The sequence below is a fragment of the Pantoea sp. AS142 genome (assembly GCF_037152305.1).
Classification (GTDB): domain Bacteria; phylum Pseudomonadota; class Gammaproteobacteria; order Enterobacterales; family Enterobacteriaceae; genus Pantoea.
This window is the reverse complement of record NZ_JBBCMO010000002.1, coordinates 548,096-564,489: the sequence shown is the minus strand read 5'-3', so window position 1 is coordinate 564,489 and position 16,394 is coordinate 548,096. Positions and strand designations below refer to the sequence as shown.

13 protein-coding genes are annotated in these 16,394 nt (G+C 60.3%); all 13 read right to left on the bottom strand.

Features of this window, described 5'->3' with window-relative positions; translation table 11 throughout:
• Nucleotides 1–49: 49 nt before the first annotated feature.
• The 13 genes from WFO64_RS07535 to WFO64_RS07475 all read right to left on the bottom strand — a co-directional run bounded on the left by WFO64_RS07535 (nucleotide 50) and on the right by WFO64_RS07475 (nucleotide 16,382).
• Entirely contained in the window at nucleotides 50–2,008 is a 1,959-nt protein-coding gene (locus WFO64_RS07535; RefSeq protein ID WP_337010349.1) for a hydantoinase B/oxoprolinase family protein, read from the bottom strand.
• 1 nt (nucleotide 2,009) lies between these two features.
• Complete coding sequence (locus WFO64_RS07530) at nucleotides 2,010–4,055, bottom strand: hydantoinase/oxoprolinase family protein (protein WP_337010347.1); 2,046 nt, start codon at nucleotides 4,053–4,055, stop codon at nucleotides 2,010–2,012.
• An 18-nt stretch (nucleotides 4,056–4,073) separates the two neighbouring features.
• The gene (locus WFO64_RS07525; protein WP_337010345.1) at nucleotides 4,074–4,520 is read right to left on the bottom strand and encodes a GNAT family N-acetyltransferase; all 447 of its coding nucleotides are present in this window, start codon (nucleotides 4,518–4,520) and stop codon (nucleotides 4,074–4,076) included.
• Nucleotides 4,521–4,775: 255 nt separating this feature from the next.
• Nucleotides 4,776–5,288 (bottom strand): Lrp/AsnC family transcriptional regulator, encoded by a 513-nt coding sequence (locus tag WFO64_RS07520; RefSeq protein ID WP_031377062.1) that lies wholly within the window; start codon nucleotides 5,286–5,288, stop codon nucleotides 4,776–4,778.
• 164 nt (nucleotides 5,289–5,452) lie between these two features.
• On the bottom strand, nucleotides 5,453–6,769 hold the full coding sequence (gene gabT, locus WFO64_RS07515) for a 4-aminobutyrate--2-oxoglutarate transaminase (RefSeq protein ID WP_337010343.1): 1,317 nt from the start codon (nucleotides 6,767–6,769) through the stop codon (nucleotides 5,453–5,455).
• Nucleotides 6,770–6,882: 113 nt separating this feature from the next.
• The gene (locus WFO64_RS07510; RefSeq protein WP_337010341.1) at nucleotides 6,883–8,016 is read right to left on the bottom strand and encodes a M20 aminoacylase family protein; all 1,134 of its coding nucleotides are present in this window, start codon (nucleotides 8,014–8,016) and stop codon (nucleotides 6,883–6,885) included.
• Between the two features lies 1 nt (nucleotide 8,017).
• Complete coding sequence (locus WFO64_RS07505) at nucleotides 8,018–8,944, bottom strand: 2-hydroxyacid dehydrogenase (protein WP_337010339.1); 927 nt, start codon at nucleotides 8,942–8,944, stop codon at nucleotides 8,018–8,020.
• Nucleotides 8,944–9,786 (bottom strand): GNAT family N-acetyltransferase, encoded by an 843-nt coding sequence (locus tag WFO64_RS07500; protein ID WP_337010337.1) that lies wholly within the window; start codon nucleotides 9,784–9,786, stop codon nucleotides 8,944–8,946. Before WFO64_RS07500 ends, WFO64_RS07505 begins: the two co-directional genes overlap by 1 nt.
• 11 nt (nucleotides 9,787–9,797) lie before the next feature.
• Nucleotides 9,798–11,129 (bottom strand): NAD(P)/FAD-dependent oxidoreductase, encoded by a 1,332-nt coding sequence (locus WFO64_RS07495; RefSeq protein ID WP_337010335.1) that lies wholly within the window; start codon nucleotides 11,127–11,129, stop codon nucleotides 9,798–9,800.
• 138 nt (nucleotides 11,130–11,267) lie between these two features.
• On the bottom strand, nucleotides 11,268–12,932 hold the full coding sequence (locus WFO64_RS07490; protein ID WP_337010333.1) for an ABC transporter ATP-binding protein: 1,665 nt from the start codon (nucleotides 12,930–12,932) through the stop codon (nucleotides 11,268–11,270).
• Nucleotides 12,929–13,780 carry an ABC transporter permease gene (locus WFO64_RS07485; RefSeq protein WP_337010331.1) on the bottom strand — a complete coding sequence of 284 codons (852 nt, stop codon included), beginning with the start codon at nucleotides 13,778–13,780 and terminating at the stop codon, nucleotides 12,929–12,931. The genes WFO64_RS07490 and WFO64_RS07485 overlap by 4 nt, the downstream gene beginning before the upstream one ends.
• A complete protein-coding gene (locus WFO64_RS07480; protein ID WP_337010329.1) occupies nucleotides 13,777–14,733 on the bottom strand; it encodes an ABC transporter permease in 957 nt (318 codons plus the stop codon). Before WFO64_RS07480 ends, WFO64_RS07485 begins: the two co-directional genes overlap by 4 nt.
• A 41-nt stretch (nucleotides 14,734–14,774) precedes the next feature.
• Nucleotides 14,775–16,382, bottom strand: coding sequence for an ABC transporter substrate-binding protein (locus WFO64_RS07475; protein ID WP_337010327.1), 1,608 nt, complete (start codon nucleotides 16,380–16,382; stop codon nucleotides 14,775–14,777).
• Nucleotides 16,383–16,394 lie beyond the last annotated feature (12 nt).

Sequence of the window (16,394 nt, the reverse complement as noted above, 5' to 3'; positions counted from 1 at the left end):
CTCGTTGTCCATGCAGACTTAAAGCGTAGTAGACGATGCACCAGTCTCGTTAATTGTTTGCCATAGCCGGGTATCGCTGACGCAAATGACTGAATATTTCAGCCATGTCCGCCGTTTCGCCTTGCTCTGCGACTGCCCGGAATACCTGCGTTTTCAGGAAGTGCCGCCAGCTGACCGGCGCATCCGCCAGAAAAAGGGTAAGTAAGTGATACCGCTGCGGCGTCCAGCGTGTTTCGAAACTGTCGCGGGCTTCCCCGTGCTCAAAATGGCGCGCTGCCCGCTGCGGCATCGCGGCGCGCAGGCGCTCTGTCGCTGACTGATCCACGCGGTTATCTGTCACCACCACGCCATACTGCGCCCTGGCTGCCGCAACGCTGAGATAACCGCAGCGCACATCCTGCATTACCGCATCGGCATCGCGCTGTGATGGCAGGCCGTAACCGCCCGCGCCGGGTCCGCGCACTTCGACCACGTCACCCGGCAGGCAGTGGATCACGTCAGTGTTACCGTGATTAATGACCTCGCCGTTGCGCCGGGTACGAAAGGTCGACAGCGCCCCGCTCTGCCCGCCCACCACGCCCGCTGAGGCAAACACTGACCGGTTGCGGTTGCGTGCGGTGATGGTGGTATTGGGCGAAAAAATCTCAAAGGCCATTTCGGTCGCCAGGCCGCCGCGATAGCGACCGGCGCCGGCGCTGTCCTGCGCCAGCCCGTAACGATGAAAACGAATCGGCACTTCCGCTTCGTTGATTTCAATCGGGGTGTTTTTCAGGAAAGCAGACAGCCCGCCGGAGCCATCGGGTCCGTCGTGACGCGGCGTGCCGCCCGCGCCGCCACCCACCGGACCCAGCGAGGCGACCACGCTGCGGTTGTGCGTCTGAGTGCGGATGTTCATGATCGCGTTGCCACCCGGTGAATTCGCGGGCAAACGATCCGGCATCGCCAGCGAGAAAACGCCGACGGTAGCAATCTGCGACAGCGCACAGGTCAGCGAGCGCATCCCCACCGCTGCGGGTGCTTCACAATTCATCACCGTGCCTGGGGGTAAGATCGCCCGGGTCGGTCGCAGCGTACCCGCGTTAAGCAGCAGTGAACGATTGAGGGTGGAGAGCACATAGGTGACGCCCACCAGCGCCAGCGGATGTCGTTCACGCCCGCCGGTCGGCATGTTCAGCGACGAAGACAACTGCGGGTCGCTGCCGGTGTAGTCCAGCTCCAGCCGATCGCCCTGCACTCGAAGGGTGACGGCGATGCGACAGGGGTAACCACCCTCGCCATCTTCATCGGCGTAGTCGGCATAAAAGTATTCACCGTCGGGAATGGTCTTGATAATGCTGCGCGCCTGCGCTTCGGCGTAATTGAGAATGCCCTCAATGCCCTGCAAAAAATCGTCAATACCAAAGCGGGCAATGATGTCATGGATTTTGCGCTCACCGACGTTCACTGACGCCAGTTGCGCTTTGAAATCACCCCAGTTCTGATCCGGCACCCGCACATTGAGCCGCATAATGCGGGCAACCGCTTCATTAAGGTGACCCTGTTGCATGATTTTCAGCGGCGGGATGCGGATCCCCTCCTGCACGATATCGGTCAGCGAGCGCGACAGCGAGGCAGGCACCGCGCCGCCGACGTCAGTGTTATGGATGTGCCCCACCACGAAGCAGACAATCTCACCCTGATGGAAAACCGGTTTCCAGATGTGGATATCGGGTGAATGGGTCGCCACGTTGCCGGCGTAGGCGTCGTTGGTAATGCAGATATCGCCCTCGCGGTACTCCTCGATCAGCGCCAGCACCGGCGCATAGTCGATGCCGCTGTACCAGGGCGCGCCGAAGCTGCGCGGCGAGGCAAATGCCAGTCCGCTACGGCTGACAATCTGGCAGGAGAAATCTTCCGTCTCTTTCACGAAGGTGGAGTGCGCCGTGCGCATCAGGGTAAAGGCCATCGCATCGGCCGCGGCGGCGCAGTAGTTCGCCAGAATCTGTAAGTTACGTCCATCAATCGCCATGTTATGCCTCGTTCGCCGTGATCAGCAGATTACCGAATGTATCGACCGTGACGCCCATGCCGGGCGGCACGCAGGTGGTGCAGTCATCCTGGGCGATAATGACCGGGCCACTGAGTTGATGCCCGGCGCGCAGCACCGAACGCAGCACTAAATCCACCTGATGCCAGCCGCCGTCGATCCAGGCTCGGGTCTGCTTCAGCACCGGCACCGGTTCCGTGGCGGGTGGCAATGCGTTAATGGCCGGTTTTGGTGTTGGTGAAGCGATCACCAGTCGCAGATTAATTAGCTGGACCGGTGCCTGCGGGTCACTGTGACCAAACACCTGCTGATGCTGGCGATCAAAAGCATTATGCAGCGCAGTGAAATCCGCCTGTGCCAGCCATTTCGCCTCCAGCGGCACATCAATCTCAAACGACTGACCGCGATAGCGCATATCTGCGCTGAACTGCAGGCTGTAGGGCATTTCACTGCCGTGCTCCTGAGCCAGCCAGCCACAGGCGCGCTGCTGCAACGTCTCTGCTTCACTGGCTAAGGTCTCGGCCAGCGCGGGCGTCAGATCGCCATACAGCGTGCAGATAAAGTCGTTACGGATGTCCGCCACCAGCCCGCCCAGCGCGGACAGCACGCCCGGCGTCGGCGGCACAATCACCCCTTTCATGTTCAGTTCGCGGGCGAGAAAACAGCCCATCATTGGCCCGGCCCCGCCAAAGGCGAGGAACCAGAACTCACGCGGATCGAGCCCAAAACGTGACAGCAGGCCACTGGTGTCGCTATACATGCTGGAGATCGCCAGCTGAATAGCGGTCTCCGCCGTTTCCTGTACCGTAATGTTGAGCACATCGGCCAGCGGCTGCCACGCCGTCCAGGCGGCGGTGACATCAACCGTCACCGCGTTATAACCCAACGCACCATGGCCCATCATGCCGCAGGCGGCAAAGGCATCGGTGGCGGTGGGCTGTGTGCCGCCGCGCTGAAAGCAGACCGGGCCTGGCAGCGATCCGGCGCTGTCCGGCCCCATTTGCAACACACCCTGACCATCTATCCACGCCAGCGAGCCGCCGCCCTGACCCACCGAAGTGACGGCAACAGAGGGAATAAAGATGGGGAAATCACCGATGATTTCACCGTTGCCCTGCGCCACCTTGCCATCGATGATGACCGCCACGTCGGCGCTGGTGCCGCCGATATCCAGGCTGAGGATTTTGTCAAAACCGCAGGCGCTGGCGAGATAGCTGGCGCCAATCACCCCGGATGCGGTACCGGAGAGCACCATCTGCACGCATTCGCGTTTCGCCTGTTCGACACCCATCACCCCGCCGTTGGATTTGGTGATACGCGGTGGTGGCTTTACGCCGAGCCGCTGCAGAGCCTGCTCAAAGGATTCGAGGTAGTGGATCACCATCGGCTGCACGTAAGCATTGATGGTGGCGGTAATGGTGCGTTCATATTCGCGGATAATGGGCCAGATGTCGGCGGAACAGGAGGTCAGCAACTCGGGTGCCACCTCATCGATAATCGCTTTTACCGCCGCTTCATTGTGTCGGTTGCGATAGCTGTGCAGCAGCGACACCACAATGCCCTGACAGCCTGCGGCGCGGGCCTGATCGATGGCGTCCAGCACACTCTGGCGGTCCACCGGTTGCAGCACCTTGCCGTGCGCGTCGCTGCGTTCGCGAATGGCAAACACCCGATCGCGGGTAATCAGCGGTGCCGCACGCCGCGAGAAAAGGTCATGGATATGGGGGATTTTCAGTCGGGCCAGTTCCAGCACATCGCAGAAGCCCTCGGTGGCAAACAGCGCCAGCCGCACGCCGCGCCGCTGGATCACCGCGTTGATGCCGACCGTGGTGCCGTGGGTGAAGTAGCTAATCTCAGCGGGGTCAATACCCTGACGCTGCTGAAACTGCGCCAGCCCGGTAGCCATTTCGCTGCCTGGCTGATCCGGTCGCGACAGGACTTTCAGGGTGTGGATCTGGTTTGTTTGCTGATCGAGCACGGCGAAATCGGTAAATGAACCACCGATGTCCACGCCAACGCGGTATCGCATATCGGGTTAACTCCAATGTCAGGAGAAGGGAAATTCCATCAGCATCTCGGGATGCTGCACCACACGCCAGCCGAGCCGCTGGTAGACCTGATGGGCATCCTGGGTTGACAGCATCCAGCGATGTACCGTGTGCAACGCCGGGTGTTCACGAACGCAGGTCGCCAGCCAGCTGCCCAGCCCATGACCGCGCCAGTTTTCATCAATGATCACGTCACACAGCCAGCCAAAGCGGGTGTAGTCGGTGATCAGGCGGGCAAAGCCAATTTGTGCCTGCTGATGATAGAGGCCAAACGGCAGCGAACCGGCAATCGCGCGCACGGTTTTGGCCTGCGACTGACCTTTGGCCCAGTAGGACTTTTCCGCCAGCTGGATGTGAATCCATGCCAGATCAAGCCGCTGGCGGCGGGTAGAAACGGTAAACGCATCGCGTTGCCACTGCTGGTCAGCAATTTGTAATGAGTCCATGACAACTCCTTGTATCGGTTGAAATCAGTGTAAAAGGGTTTGCCCAACGGCTGAGGCTGTAGCGCGCCGCAAAACCGGGCGCAGCGGCTGAATTTTGCAGCGGAAGAAAATTTTATGCTGAGGGGGGACAGGCAGATGACAGGGGGAAATGAAGTGGAGGGATAAAGGATAAGGCAGGCAGCAACAGACCAGGATGATGGCGGTGACGGCCCTCTCTCCAGCGGATGACGAAGAGGGGCGTCGCCAGACGGCCCGTTACACGCCGAACTCCACCGAATTTTGCTTGCCGATTAGCGATCGCAACGGCACGCTGCTTTTCATGATCGGCGATTTAATCACGATATAACTGAAGTACTTATCGATGCCGATCTGCGCGTCGAGCATCTTCTCAATCACTTCCTGGTAATGTTCAATGCTGCGGGTAATAAAGCGCAGCAAATAGTCATAGCCGCCGGTGATCAGATGACACTCCATCAGCTCATCGACATCGCGCATCGCACTTTCGAATTTCATAAAATCTTCCCGGCGATGGCCAGACAGGGTGACTTCGGTAAAGACCGTCACCGAATCAGTAATGCGGGTGAGATTAATATGCGCTTCATAACCGGTGATAAAACCGGCCTGTTCCAGACGTTTGACCCGTTGCAGACAGGGACTGGGCGAAAGGCCTACTGCGTCGGCGAGGTTAACGTTGCTGATACGGCCATCTTTCTGGAGTTGCACCAGGATGTTGATGTCGATGCGGTCGAGTTTCATTAAGCCGTTCATAGCACCCCCTCATTGTCAGAGCCTGATTGGATAGGCTCTCAATAAATGTGCAGAACCTCCCGAAGATATAACACGCTTTACGGTAAACGCGCCAGCGCTTCACAGTGATTATACCCGCGGGAGATTTTCAAATTATTTCAACAAAATCAATGAGGAATGCAGTTTTACCCCAACCGCCCGGTGGCACGGGCCAGCGCAATATCGACAATATGCAGCGCCTCTTCCAGCTGTGAGTCGGTGGTGACCAGCGGGGCGAGGAAACGGATAGTATTGCGATGCAGGCCGCATTTGATCAACAGCAGTCCTTCCTGGCAGGCGCTGTCGAGGATCGTCTGGGTCAGCGCTGCATCCGGACGACCGGTTTCGAAATCAAGAATTTCCACCGCCTGCATAAAGCCCACGCCGCGCACGTCACCGATGCAGGCATATTTATCCGCCAGCTGTCGCAGACGGGCATTCAGCTGTTCGCCGAGCTGACAGGCGCGCTGCAACAGCTTTTCCTGCTCAAACAGATCCAGCACCGCCAGTGCTGCCGCACAGCCTAGCGCGTTGCCACCGTAGGTGCCGCCTAACCCGCCTGGTGCGGGTGCATCCATGATCTCCGCCCGCCCGACCACGCCGGAAATCGGCAGACCGCCGCCAAGGCTTTTCGCCAGGGTGACTAAATCGGGTTTGATACCCAGTTGCTGGAAGGCGAACATGGTGCCGGTACGCCCGAAGCCGGACTGGATTTCATCACAAATCAGCAGAATACCGTGCTGGCTGGTGACGCGACGCAGCGCCTGCATAAATGCCGGACCAGCAGGCAGGAAACCGCCATCACCCTGTACCGGCTCAATGATTATTGCCGCGACCCGCTCCGGCAGGATCTGCACCGCAAATAACTGATCCAGCGCCTTCAGGCAGTCCGCTTCGGTGATGCCGTGCAGCGGGTTCGGGAACGGCAGACGGTAGATATCCCCAGGAAACGGGCCAAAATTCTGTTTATAAGGCGCGGACATGCCGGTCAGGGTGACACCCAGCAAGGTGCGGCCATGAAACGCACCATCAAACGCGATGATGCCAGGGCGTTGGGTGTGTGAGCGGGCAATCTTCACCGCATTTTCCACCGCTTCGGCGCCACTGGTGAAAAAGACGCTTTTGAACGCCTCGTCGCCGCCGACCAGTTTGTTCAGCCGTTGCGCCAGTTCAATGTAGCCCGGATAGGCCACCACCTGAAAACAGGCGTGAGACACCAGACCAAGCTGGCGGGTCACCGCATTGACCACCGCCGGATGATTGTGGCCGACATTCAGCACGCCGATGCCGCCGACAAAGTCGAGATAGCGATTGCCCTCCACGTCCCACACTTCACTGCCTCTGGCGCGTTCGATCACCAGCGGATGGGCGGTGACGACGCCGCGCGGCACATTCTGCTCGCGTGCATCCAGTAACAGGCTGTTATCGGAATATGCTTGCTGCTCTGCCCTGACATTCTGCATTTTAAACCCTCATCCACGTAACGTTCGGTTGGCTCAAGTATCGCAACCCGCTGGTTTCTCACGCTGCCGTAATTCCCCAGGCAGCGGCATTTCCTGTCAAAATCCCGCTGCATTCAGCAGGGAAATTTCTCTGCCAGCGCCTGACGAATCAGCGCGACAAACACATTAACGCCATGCGGGATCAGCGCATCGTTGAAGTCGTAGGCGGCATGGTGCAGCGGCTTGCAGGGCGACGAGCCCAGCCACAGATAGGCACCGGGCCGCGCCTGCAGCATAAAAGCAAAATCTTCCGAGGTGAGCGCAGGCTGGGGCGCGGCGTCAGCCGGGATACCCGCCTGCGTCAATGCCTCAAGGCAAAATTGCGCTTCGGCTGCGCTGTTCAGCGTCGCCGGGTAGTAGCGCCGATAGCTGACCTCGGCGTGCAGACCGTGAGCGGCGGTGACGTGCTCCGCCAACTGGCGCAACCGCGCTTCAATCGTATCCTGCGCCGCCGGGCTGAAGGTACGTACCGTGCCGGTGATGCTCGCCTCCGCCGGGATCATGTTGTGCGAAAAGCCGCCCTGCATCCGGGTGACGGTGAGCAGCGCCGTTTCGCACGGATCCAGGGCGCGTGAGACCAGGGTATTGAGTTGCACCACCAGCTGGCTGGTCGCCAGCAAGGTATCGCGCGTCAGGTGTGGCTGTGCAGCATGGCCGCCACCGCCCAGCACCTTGATATCGAAGCGGTCAGCGGCGGCCATGATGGCACCAGGCCGGGTCTGCACCTGACCGAGCGGCAGTTCAGGCCAGTTATGAATGGCGTAGACCGCCTCGCAGGGAAAGCGGCTGAACAGCCCGTCGTCGATCATTGCCTTTGCGCCCGCCAGTCCCTCTTCGGCCGGCTGGAAGATAAAGCAGACGCTGCCGTCAAAGCTGATATCGCGCGCCAGTTTTTCAGCCGCACCCAACAGCATCACGGTGTGACCATCGTGGCCGCAGGCATGACTCACCTGCTCTGCCCGACTTTGCCATTCAGTGCCGCTCTGATCCTGCATCGGTAGTGCATCCATATCCGCACGCAGGCCAATCATGCGTTCACTGCTGCCTTTTTTCAGTATCCCGACCACGCCGGTGTTACCGATGCCACGGTGCACCTCGATACCCCGCTGTTGCAGGAAATTCGCCACGATGTCGCTGGTGCGCTGTTCCTGAAAGCCCAGCTCCGGGTGCGTATGCAGATCGCGGCGCAGTGCCACTAAATGTTCCATCTCAATATCCTCGCGAACGGTCAATCTCACCGTGCAGCGGTTCGCCACGCTGATAGCGCCGCAGGTTTTCCAGCAGCGCCGCAATCGCGCTCTCATTCTGCGTCTGACTGGCGATGTGCGGCGTGAGCCAGATGGCGGGATGGTGCCAGAAGGGATGGCCCGGTGGTAACGGCTCCGGCTCGGTGACATCAATGACGGCGGCACGCAACTGACCGCTCTCCAGTGCCTGCAACAAATGCGTCTGATTTAGCTGCGGGCCGCGCCCGGCTTGCACCAGCGCCGCGCCGGGCGGTAGCTGGCTGAACAGTGTCTGATCCAGTAAACCCTGGGTGGTGTGGGTCAGCGGCAGCAGGCAGACCAGAATTTCGCTGTGCGCCAGAAACGCATTCAGCTGATCGACGCCGTGCCAGCACCGCACGCCGGGTAAATCGCGTGGTGTGCGACTCCAGCCTGCACAGTCAAAGCCCAGCGCCACCAGTTGCGCTAACGCGGCCTGGCCCAGTTCGCCCAGCCCCATGATACCCACCCGACGTTGTGCGGCAGGTTTTGCATTGTGGGCCAGCCACTGCTGCTGGCGCTGCTGATGGAAATAGCGCGGCATGTCGCGATGCAGACCGAGCACCGCGAAGGTGACATATTCCACCATGCCCTGCGTCAGACCCGGCTCGATCATTCTGATCACCGGCAGGTCGGGCGGCAGCGCGCTGAAGTCAAACTGATCGGCCCCGGCACCTACCGAGAACAGCAGTTTCAGTCGGGGAAACCGCGCAGCAATGTCAGCCGGTGGCTGCCAGGCGACCAGTCCCTCAACCTGGTCTGGATCGCCGGTCTCCGGCCAGAGATGCAGCTGAATATCCGGCGCCTGTTCTGCCAGCCAGCGCTGCCAGATCCGCCCCCGTTCCGGCTCCGATTTATAGACGATGTGCATCAGGCCATCGCCTGCGTCATGAGTCCAAATGCCTGCATCCCCTGTGGCGTCCAGGGCGTGCCGCGCACCATGGTGGTGGGCGCATCGACCTGAGGAATACCAAGACTCTCAAGCCAGGCCGCCATCGGCAGCGCGGCGTCAGTGTCGATGCGCAGAAACTCACCCTGCAGCGACTGCATCAGCGAGGCGACCAGCGCCTGAGCTGCCGGGAAGTGGGCTGCGATCACCGGGCCAATCGCCCAGCCGTGACCAAAGCGGCGCAGGCTGGCGAAACCCTGAATCTGCTGCTGATCGTCCTGCAACAACACGGTCTGGCCGTCGCGCAGCAGATGATCAATCAGCGCCGGGCGATGCATGCCGTGTGCCTGCTGATCCAGCGTCACCAGCGTGGCATAATCAGCCGCCGTCGCCGGGCGCCGTTGCAGTCCCGCCGGGATCACCACCTCTGGCAGCGTGGTCACGGCCCGGGTCTGGTGCTGGCGGATCTCACCACAACTGATAAAGCCGAGCTTTTCATACAGCCCTTTGCCCATTTCGGTGGCGTGCAGACGCACGTTACCGTCCGGCACTTTTTCCAGTTGCGCCAGCATCAGCCGTTTGCCCAGGCCGCGCCCCTGCTGCTGGTTATCGATAATCACCAGTCCCACCGTGGCGGCACGGTCGCCCCAGCGCCACAGCACCGCGCTACCAATCAATTTACCCTGATCTTCTATTACCGTGCCCTCGCCAAGCTGCAACGCCAGCTGCCAGTCTTCGCGGCGATGAGGCCATTTCAGCACCTGCGTCATGCTGTAACACGGTTCAATATCATCTGGCGTCATTGCGCGTATTGTCAGGCTCATTAGCGTTCTCCTTACATCATGCCTGGCGTTTCAAGTCCGCTGCCGTCAACCAGACGGCTGTAGCGATAAGGGGTGGGATCAACCACCGGTGTGGCCTCGGTTACAAGGTCGGCCGCCAGTCGCCCGGCCCCGGGTCCGATACCGAAGCCGTGGGCGCTGTAGCCCGCCGAGAGCACCAGCCCCGGCAGTTTCGCCACGGTAGAGATCACCGGAATCGCGTCCGGCGTGCTATCAATCATGCCGCCCCAGGACTGCGCCAGCCTGAGATTGGCCAGCGCCGGGTATTCACGACGCATCGCCGCCAGCCCTTCTTCCACGATCTTTGCATCCGCCGCCGGATCGAGAATGCGCATACGCTCAAACGGCGATTCACGGTCAAATGCCCAGCCCCCCATCGCCTCCGGGCCGCTGAAGAACGGCGACAGCCCGAGATTCAGAGTGAGATTCTTGCGGCGGCTTTTAAACGTCGGATAGAACTGGCGCGCATAGCGCAGCCCCTGCGCGCCCGGCTCCAGACGCCCGCGACCGGAGACCGACACGGTGTAGCTGCCGTCCAGTTGTGGCCGGCAGGCAAAGCCCGGCGTATAGAGCGGCATCGCGATCGCCTGCGCTATGGGCTGGGTGCGGAAGGCAGTGCCAATCACGTTGCCCAGCGGCAGATCGATGCCGTGACGACGGCAGAACATGGAGGTCCAGGCCCCGGCGGCACAGATCACCCGGCTGGTTTTGATCAGGCCGCGTTCGGTCCAGACGCCGCTGACCCGTCCGGCGGCGATATCCAGCCCGCGCACCGCGCACTGCTGAAACAGCAGCGCACCCTTTTTCATTGCGCCTGCCACCAGCCCTGGCGCGGCCAGACGTGGCTCAGCGTGACCGTCGGTGGGTGATGAGAGGCCGCCCCGCCAGTTTGTGGTGCTGCCGGGCGTCATCGCTTTTGCCTGCTCTGCCGTAAGAATTGAACTGCGCATACCATAGCCTTTTGCCATCTGGTTCCACTTATCCCAGGCCGCGATATCCGCGTCTTCCTGCGTGGCGTAGACCAGCCCGCTACGGCGGAAACCCAACTCTTCGCCGGTTTCATTGCTAAGCTCCCCCCAGCGTTGCAGCGCATAAATAATCAGCGGCAATTCGCGCTCATCGCGGTTCTGCTGGCGACACCAGCCCCAGTTGCGGCTTGACTGCTCTGCCCCTACCAGGCCTTTTTCGATGAGCACGACCTGCAGTCCCTGCTTCGCCAGCTCCCAGGTAGCGGCGGCGCCAGCGATACCAGCGCCAATCACCACCACGTCGGCGGAATCGGGAAAATTCGCACTATCCTGTACATAACGAATCGGTGCAGGCATAACAAGATGACCTCTATTGTCAGTATCTGGTCTGGCGCACGGCAGCCTGACCGCTGTGCGTTGACCCGCGTCGCCTGGACAGCGCACAGCGGCTGTGCAGGCGGATAAATTTGAATGCCCTTCAAGCTAAGCGGCAGCTTACTCTGCTTTCAAAATCTCTTCATGTTCATCCAGCCAGCCCTGACGCAACTCCGGCACCGCGCGTTTTAGCCGCTCGAAATACAACTCACTGGTCGGCTTGTCGTAGTCGCTACGTGCCAGCTGGGTGACGATGCGACCGCTCTTCATCACCACAATTTCGTCGCACACCGCACGCACTGCATGCATGTCATGGCTGATGAAGATCACTGACAGCCCCAGTTCGCGGCGCAGGTCGCTGATCAAGTCGAGTACGGCGGCGGCGACCACGGTATCCAGCGCCGAGGTCACTTCATCACACAGTATCAGATCTGGCTCAGCCGCCAGCGCACGCGCCAGATTGACGCGTTGCTTTTGCCCGCCGGAGAGCGCCCAGGGACGCCGCCACAGCACGCTGCGCGGCAGCTGCACCAGATCCAGCAGCTGATAAAGTCGCTGCTGCCGGGCCGCACCGCTCAGGCCGTGAAACAGCGTCAGCGGTCGAGACAGGATGCGTTCAACGCTGTGAGCCGGATTCAGCGCGGTATCCGCCATCTGGAAGACATACTGTATACGTCGTAGCTCGTTGTCAGGGCGTTTTTGCATATCACTGGCGATGTAGTGACCGTTAAACAGGATATGGCCCTGACTCGGGGCATTGAGTCCGGCAATGGCGTGGGCCAGGGTCGTTTTGCCCGAGCCTGACTCACCGATGATGCCAATCGCCTGCCCTTTCCACAGCTTAAGGTTAATCTCCTCCAGAATGCGTATTTTCGGCTGGCCGTCTCTGCCGCGCGGGCCATAACCTGCGCTGAGATCGCGCACCTCCAGCAGCGGGTGAATATCGGCAGCAGCCGGACACCAGTTGCTGGGCCGCTCTTTCTGCCGCGCTGCCTCCATCAGTAAACGGGTGTACTCCGCCTGGGGTGCGCCAATCAGATGTGCGGTGCTGCCATATTCCGCCATTTTGCCTCGCAGCAGCACCAGAATCCGGTCTGCCATCTGCGCCACCACGGCCAGATCGTGACTGACGTAAATCGCGGTGACGCCGCGCTGCACCACCACGCGGCGAAACGCCTTCAGCACTTCGACCTGGGTTGTCACATCCAGCGCGGTAGTGGGCTCATCAAGGATCACGACGTCAGGATCGCCGATCAGCGCCATCGCCGTCATCAGACGCTGTAACTGACCGCCCGACACCTGGTGCGGGAACCGGTCGCCAAGGGTCTCGGGGTCAGGCAGCGCCAGCTCACGGAACAGGCCAATCGCTTTAGCTTTCGCGTCTTTTCGGGTCATCGTGCCGTGGATGACCACCGGCTCAATCACCTGGTCGAGGATCTTCATGCCCGGATTAAACGACGCCGCCGCGCTCTGGGCGATATAGGCGACGTTGTTACCGCGAAACGCGCGCAACTGGCCCGGTGTCAGGCTGTTAACGTCGGTGCCGGCAACGTGAATATTGCCCTCAGCGATGCGGCAGCCGCTGCGGGCGTAGCCCATTAGCGCCATCGCGATAGTCGTTTTACCTGAGCCGGATTCGCCAATCAGCGCCAGCACCTCACCCTTCTGCACGGTAAAGTGAATGTCGGAAACCAGGTCGATCTCTTCACCGCGATCGGTCTGTGCGGTCACGCGCAGTTTATCAACCGATATCACCGGCATGGCGGTATGTGGTGTCACGTTCATGCTCCCTCCTTCGCCAGCGTCATCGGGCGCATCGCCTGCAGGCTATCAATAAACAGGTTGGCGCCAATGGTCAGACTGGCAATGGCCAGCGCGGGCATCAGCACCGCAGGCGAGCCATCAAACAGTCCCTGCATATTTTCCCGCACCAGCGTGCCCCAGTCGGCATACGGCGGCTGCACACCGAGGCCAAGGAAGCTCAGGCCGCTCAGCAGCAGCACAATGTAGACAAAGCGCAGGCCAAAGTCAGTCAGCATCGGGTGCACCATGTTGGGCAGAATGTCGTGAATGGCGATATACACGCGGCTCTCGCCTCGCAGCCGTGACGCCCGGACGTAGTCCATGCTGCGCAGCGAGCTGGCCATGGCAAATGCGATACGGAATGCGCCCGGCCAGTAGGTGAACACCGCCGTCAGGATCAGCATCGGCAGTGAGGAGCCAAATACCGCGACGATCATCAGCGACAGCACTTTGCCGGGCAGCACCAGCAGTGCGTCATTGACGCGGCCCAGTAACTCCTCCAGCCAGCGTCCCGCCACCGCCGCCAGCAGCGCCAGCAGCGTTCCGATCAGGCTGGCCAGCAGCGCCGCACTCAGTGCCAGACCGATAGAGAACTTCGCGCCATACAGAATACGGCTCAGCATGTCGCGCCCCAGGTAGTCAGTGCCCAGCAGGTTATCGGACGTCAGGCCACCCATCAGCGGGCCGCCGCCGATGTCATCAATGCTGTGCGGGGCCAGCGGGGTGCCAAACACCGCCATCAGCAGCCAGAACAGCGAGATCAACAAGCCCAGCCGGCCCGACCAGGAGAGTGACTGTAAGAAACGCCAGGGCAACAGAAGAGTATTCATGCGCTTCTCCATTTCGGGTTAAAGGCGATAGTCAGAATGTCTGCCGCCAGCAGCAGCACCAGGTAGCAGGCCGCGAACAGCATCACGCAGAGCTGCACCACCGGCAGGTCGCGGTTACTGACCGCATCCACCAGCTGACTGGCCAGACCGGGATAGCTGAAGATGGTTTCGATAATGATCACCCCGCCAAACAGATAGGAGAGGCTGAGTGAAATCGCATTGGCGATCGGCCCGACCGCGTTGGGCAACGCGTGGCGCAGCACGGCTCTGAGCGGCGAAACCCCTTTCAGCAGCGCCATCTCCAGATAGGGGCTGTCAAGCTGATTGATGATCGCCGCCCGCGTCATGCGCGCCATCTGCGCCACCAGCACGCAGCAGAGCGTCAGCACCGGTAGCGCGTAGGCTTTGAGGTAGCTCAGCAGGTCGCTGTCCGGGCTGCCGAACGACATTGCAGACACCCAGTGCAGCTTGACGGCGAAAATCAGCACCGCCACCGTCGCCACCAGAAACTCCGGCACGGCAACCGTTGCCATGGTGCCGATAACCAGCGCCCGATCGAGTCGGGAACCGCGATTCATCGCCGCGATAATGCCGATAATCAGCGCCAGCGGTACGCAGATCAGTGTGGTGATGCCCGCCAGTTCAAAGGTCGCGGGAATGCGCTGCGCCACCAACTGCGAGACCGGCAGATGACTGGCAAATGAGGTGCCAAAGTCGCCCTGAACCATGCCCGTTAGCCAGTGGGCGTAGCGCATCAGCAAAGGCTGATCGAGACCCAGCTGCTGCCGTAACGCCGCCACGGTTTCCGGCGTGGCGTTCTGACCGAGGATCATCTGCGCCGCGTCCCCCGGCAGCAGGCTGGTGATGAAAAACACCACCGCCGAGACGATAAGTAAGGTCAGGATGCCAGCGCCAATCCGCCGGGCAATCAGGAACATCATGTATCGGTTCATCGGCGTACTCCCTCTATATCGCCTAATGGGATAGGCTGAAATCAGGCGGTCAGCCACGCAAACTCATGGAAGCGATAGCCCATCATCATGCCTGACGGCCAGGCCTCGACCCCTTTGACCTTTTTGTTGTAGCCATCGGTGGAGCTGATGAAGGTCGGGATGAGGGTGCCGCAATGGTCATAAATTAGCGTCTGCATGTCGCCATACATTTGCTTGCGTTTCGCCTGATCCCGCTCACCGCGTGCGGCGACCACCAGCTGATCAAACTGGGGGTTTTTCCAGCCCGATTCGTTATTCGGTGCGGTAGAGAGATAAAACTGTGAGAAGAGCATGTCGAGTGTCGGACGCGGGTTTATCGAGCCATATCCCAGCGGATCTTTCATCCAGTGCGAAGACCAGTAACCGTCATACGGTACGCGTCGCACTTTTATGTTCAACCCAGCTCCGCGCGCCATTTGCTGGATTATCTGCCCACCTTCGTTCGCCCCTTCAATATTGGGTGTGGTGATAAGCTCCACCGTGGAGCCAGTCATGCCCGCTTTTTTGATGTGGAACTTCGCTTTTTCCACGTCGAGCGCACGCGGTTTGAGTTCGGCGTTATAGAGCGGATGCCACGGTGGAACCGGGGTGTCATTACTGACGTCGCCGTACCCCTGCAGCACGGTTTTCACCAGCATTTCACGTGGCTGCAAATATTTCATCGCCAGCACGAAGTCTTCGTTATTTCCGGGTTTCATGTCGGTACGGACGATCAGGTTGGTGTACATGCCCGATTTACTTTCCAGCACGCCAAACTCGCTGCTGGCTTTGATGCGCTTGCAGTCCGCGGCAGTCAGGGTAGAGACCATCTGCAGATCGCCCGACATCAGGGCATTGACGCGTGCCGCCCCGTCAGTCACCCCCATCAGTTCCACCTCATCCAGATGCGGCAGTCCAGGCTTGTAGTAGTTGGGATTTTTCGTGCCGATGGTGCGCACGCCCGGCATAAAGGCTTTACAGACAAACGGACCGGTGCCGATGCCTTTGCTGAAATCGGTGGTGCCGTCCGGGACGATCAAAAACGGCGGTGTCGCCAGCATATAAGGGACGTCGAAGTTGGCGCTGCTCAGCGCCAGCTGCACCTCATTGTCATTGACCGCGCTGAAGGCTTTGAACTGATCGGCCAGCTTAAACGCGATAGAGGCGATGGCCGGATCTTTGTGGCGGCTGAGCGAAAAGATCACATCTTTGGCGGTCAGCGGTTTGCCATTATGGAAGGTAACCCCCTGACGCAGCTTGATATGCCAGGTAATGCCGTCGCTGGATTCCAGCGATTCCGCCAGCGCCGGTTGCGCCATCAGGTTTTTATCCAGCTCGGTCAGGCCGCTGTAAAACATGAACTGACGAGTGTAGTCCGCGCTGTTATTACTTTTGGCCGGATCGAGCGTATCGGTGGCGGAGGCATTCGACATCGCCGCCCGCAGTTTTCCGCCCTTGACCGGCTTGTCGTCCGCCCGTGCCGCCCCTGAAAAACCGACCAGGCCGCTGCTCATCACCGCACCTGCGGAGAGGATTTTCATCAGACTGCGGCGTGACAGTGCGCCTTCGGTGATCATGCGCGTCAGTGCCGGATTTACCGCATCAGCATCGTTATTATCAAATTTACTCATCTCTCTACCCTC

Bases quoted from the DNA above. Each gene is read 5' to 3' on its own strand.
- WFO64_RS07500 (WP_337010337.1), bottom strand. From the start codon at position 9,786: ATGAGCCTGACAATACGCGCAATGACGCCAGATGATATTGAACCGTGT.
- WFO64_RS07510 (WP_337010341.1), bottom strand. From the start codon at position 8,016: ATGGAACATTTAGTGGCACTGCGCCGCGATCTGCATACGCACCCGGAG.
- WFO64_RS07530 (WP_337010347.1), bottom strand. From the start codon at position 4,055: ATGCGATACCGCGTTGGCGTGGACATCGGTGGTTCATTTACCGATTTC.
- WFO64_RS07485 (WP_337010331.1), bottom strand. From the start codon at position 13,780: ATGAATACTCTTCTGTTGCCCTGGCGTTTCTTACAGTCACTCTCCTGG.
- WFO64_RS07495 (WP_337010335.1), bottom strand. From the start codon at position 11,129: ATGCCTGCACCGATTCGTTATGTACAGGATAGTGCGAATTTTCCCGAT.
- WFO64_RS07490 (WP_337010333.1), bottom strand. From the start codon at position 12,932: ATGAACGTGACACCACATACCGCCATGCCGGTGATATCGGTTGATAAA.
- WFO64_RS07520 (WP_031377062.1), bottom strand. From the start codon at position 5,288: ATGAACGGCTTAATGAAACTCGACCGCATCGACATCAACATCCTGGTG.
- WFO64_RS07475 (WP_337010327.1), bottom strand. From the start codon at position 16,382: ATGAGTAAATTTGATAATAACGATGCTGATGCGGTAAATCCGGCACTG.
- WFO64_RS07505 (WP_337010339.1), bottom strand. From the start codon at position 8,944: ATGCACATCGTCTATAAATCGGAGCCGGAACGGGGGCGGATCTGGCAG.
- WFO64_RS07525 (WP_337010345.1), bottom strand. From the start codon at position 4,520: ATGGACTCATTACAAATTGCTGACCAGCAGTGGCAACGCGATGCGTTT.
- gabT (WP_337010343.1), bottom strand. From the start codon at position 6,769: ATGCAGAATGTCAGGGCAGAGCAGCAAGCATATTCCGATAACAGCCTG.
- WFO64_RS07480 (WP_337010329.1), bottom strand. From the start codon at position 14,733: ATGAACCGATACATGATGTTCCTGATTGCCCGGCGGATTGGCGCTGGC.
- WFO64_RS07535 (WP_337010349.1), bottom strand. From the start codon at position 2,008: ATGGCGATTGATGGACGTAACTTACAGATTCTGGCGAACTACTGCGCC.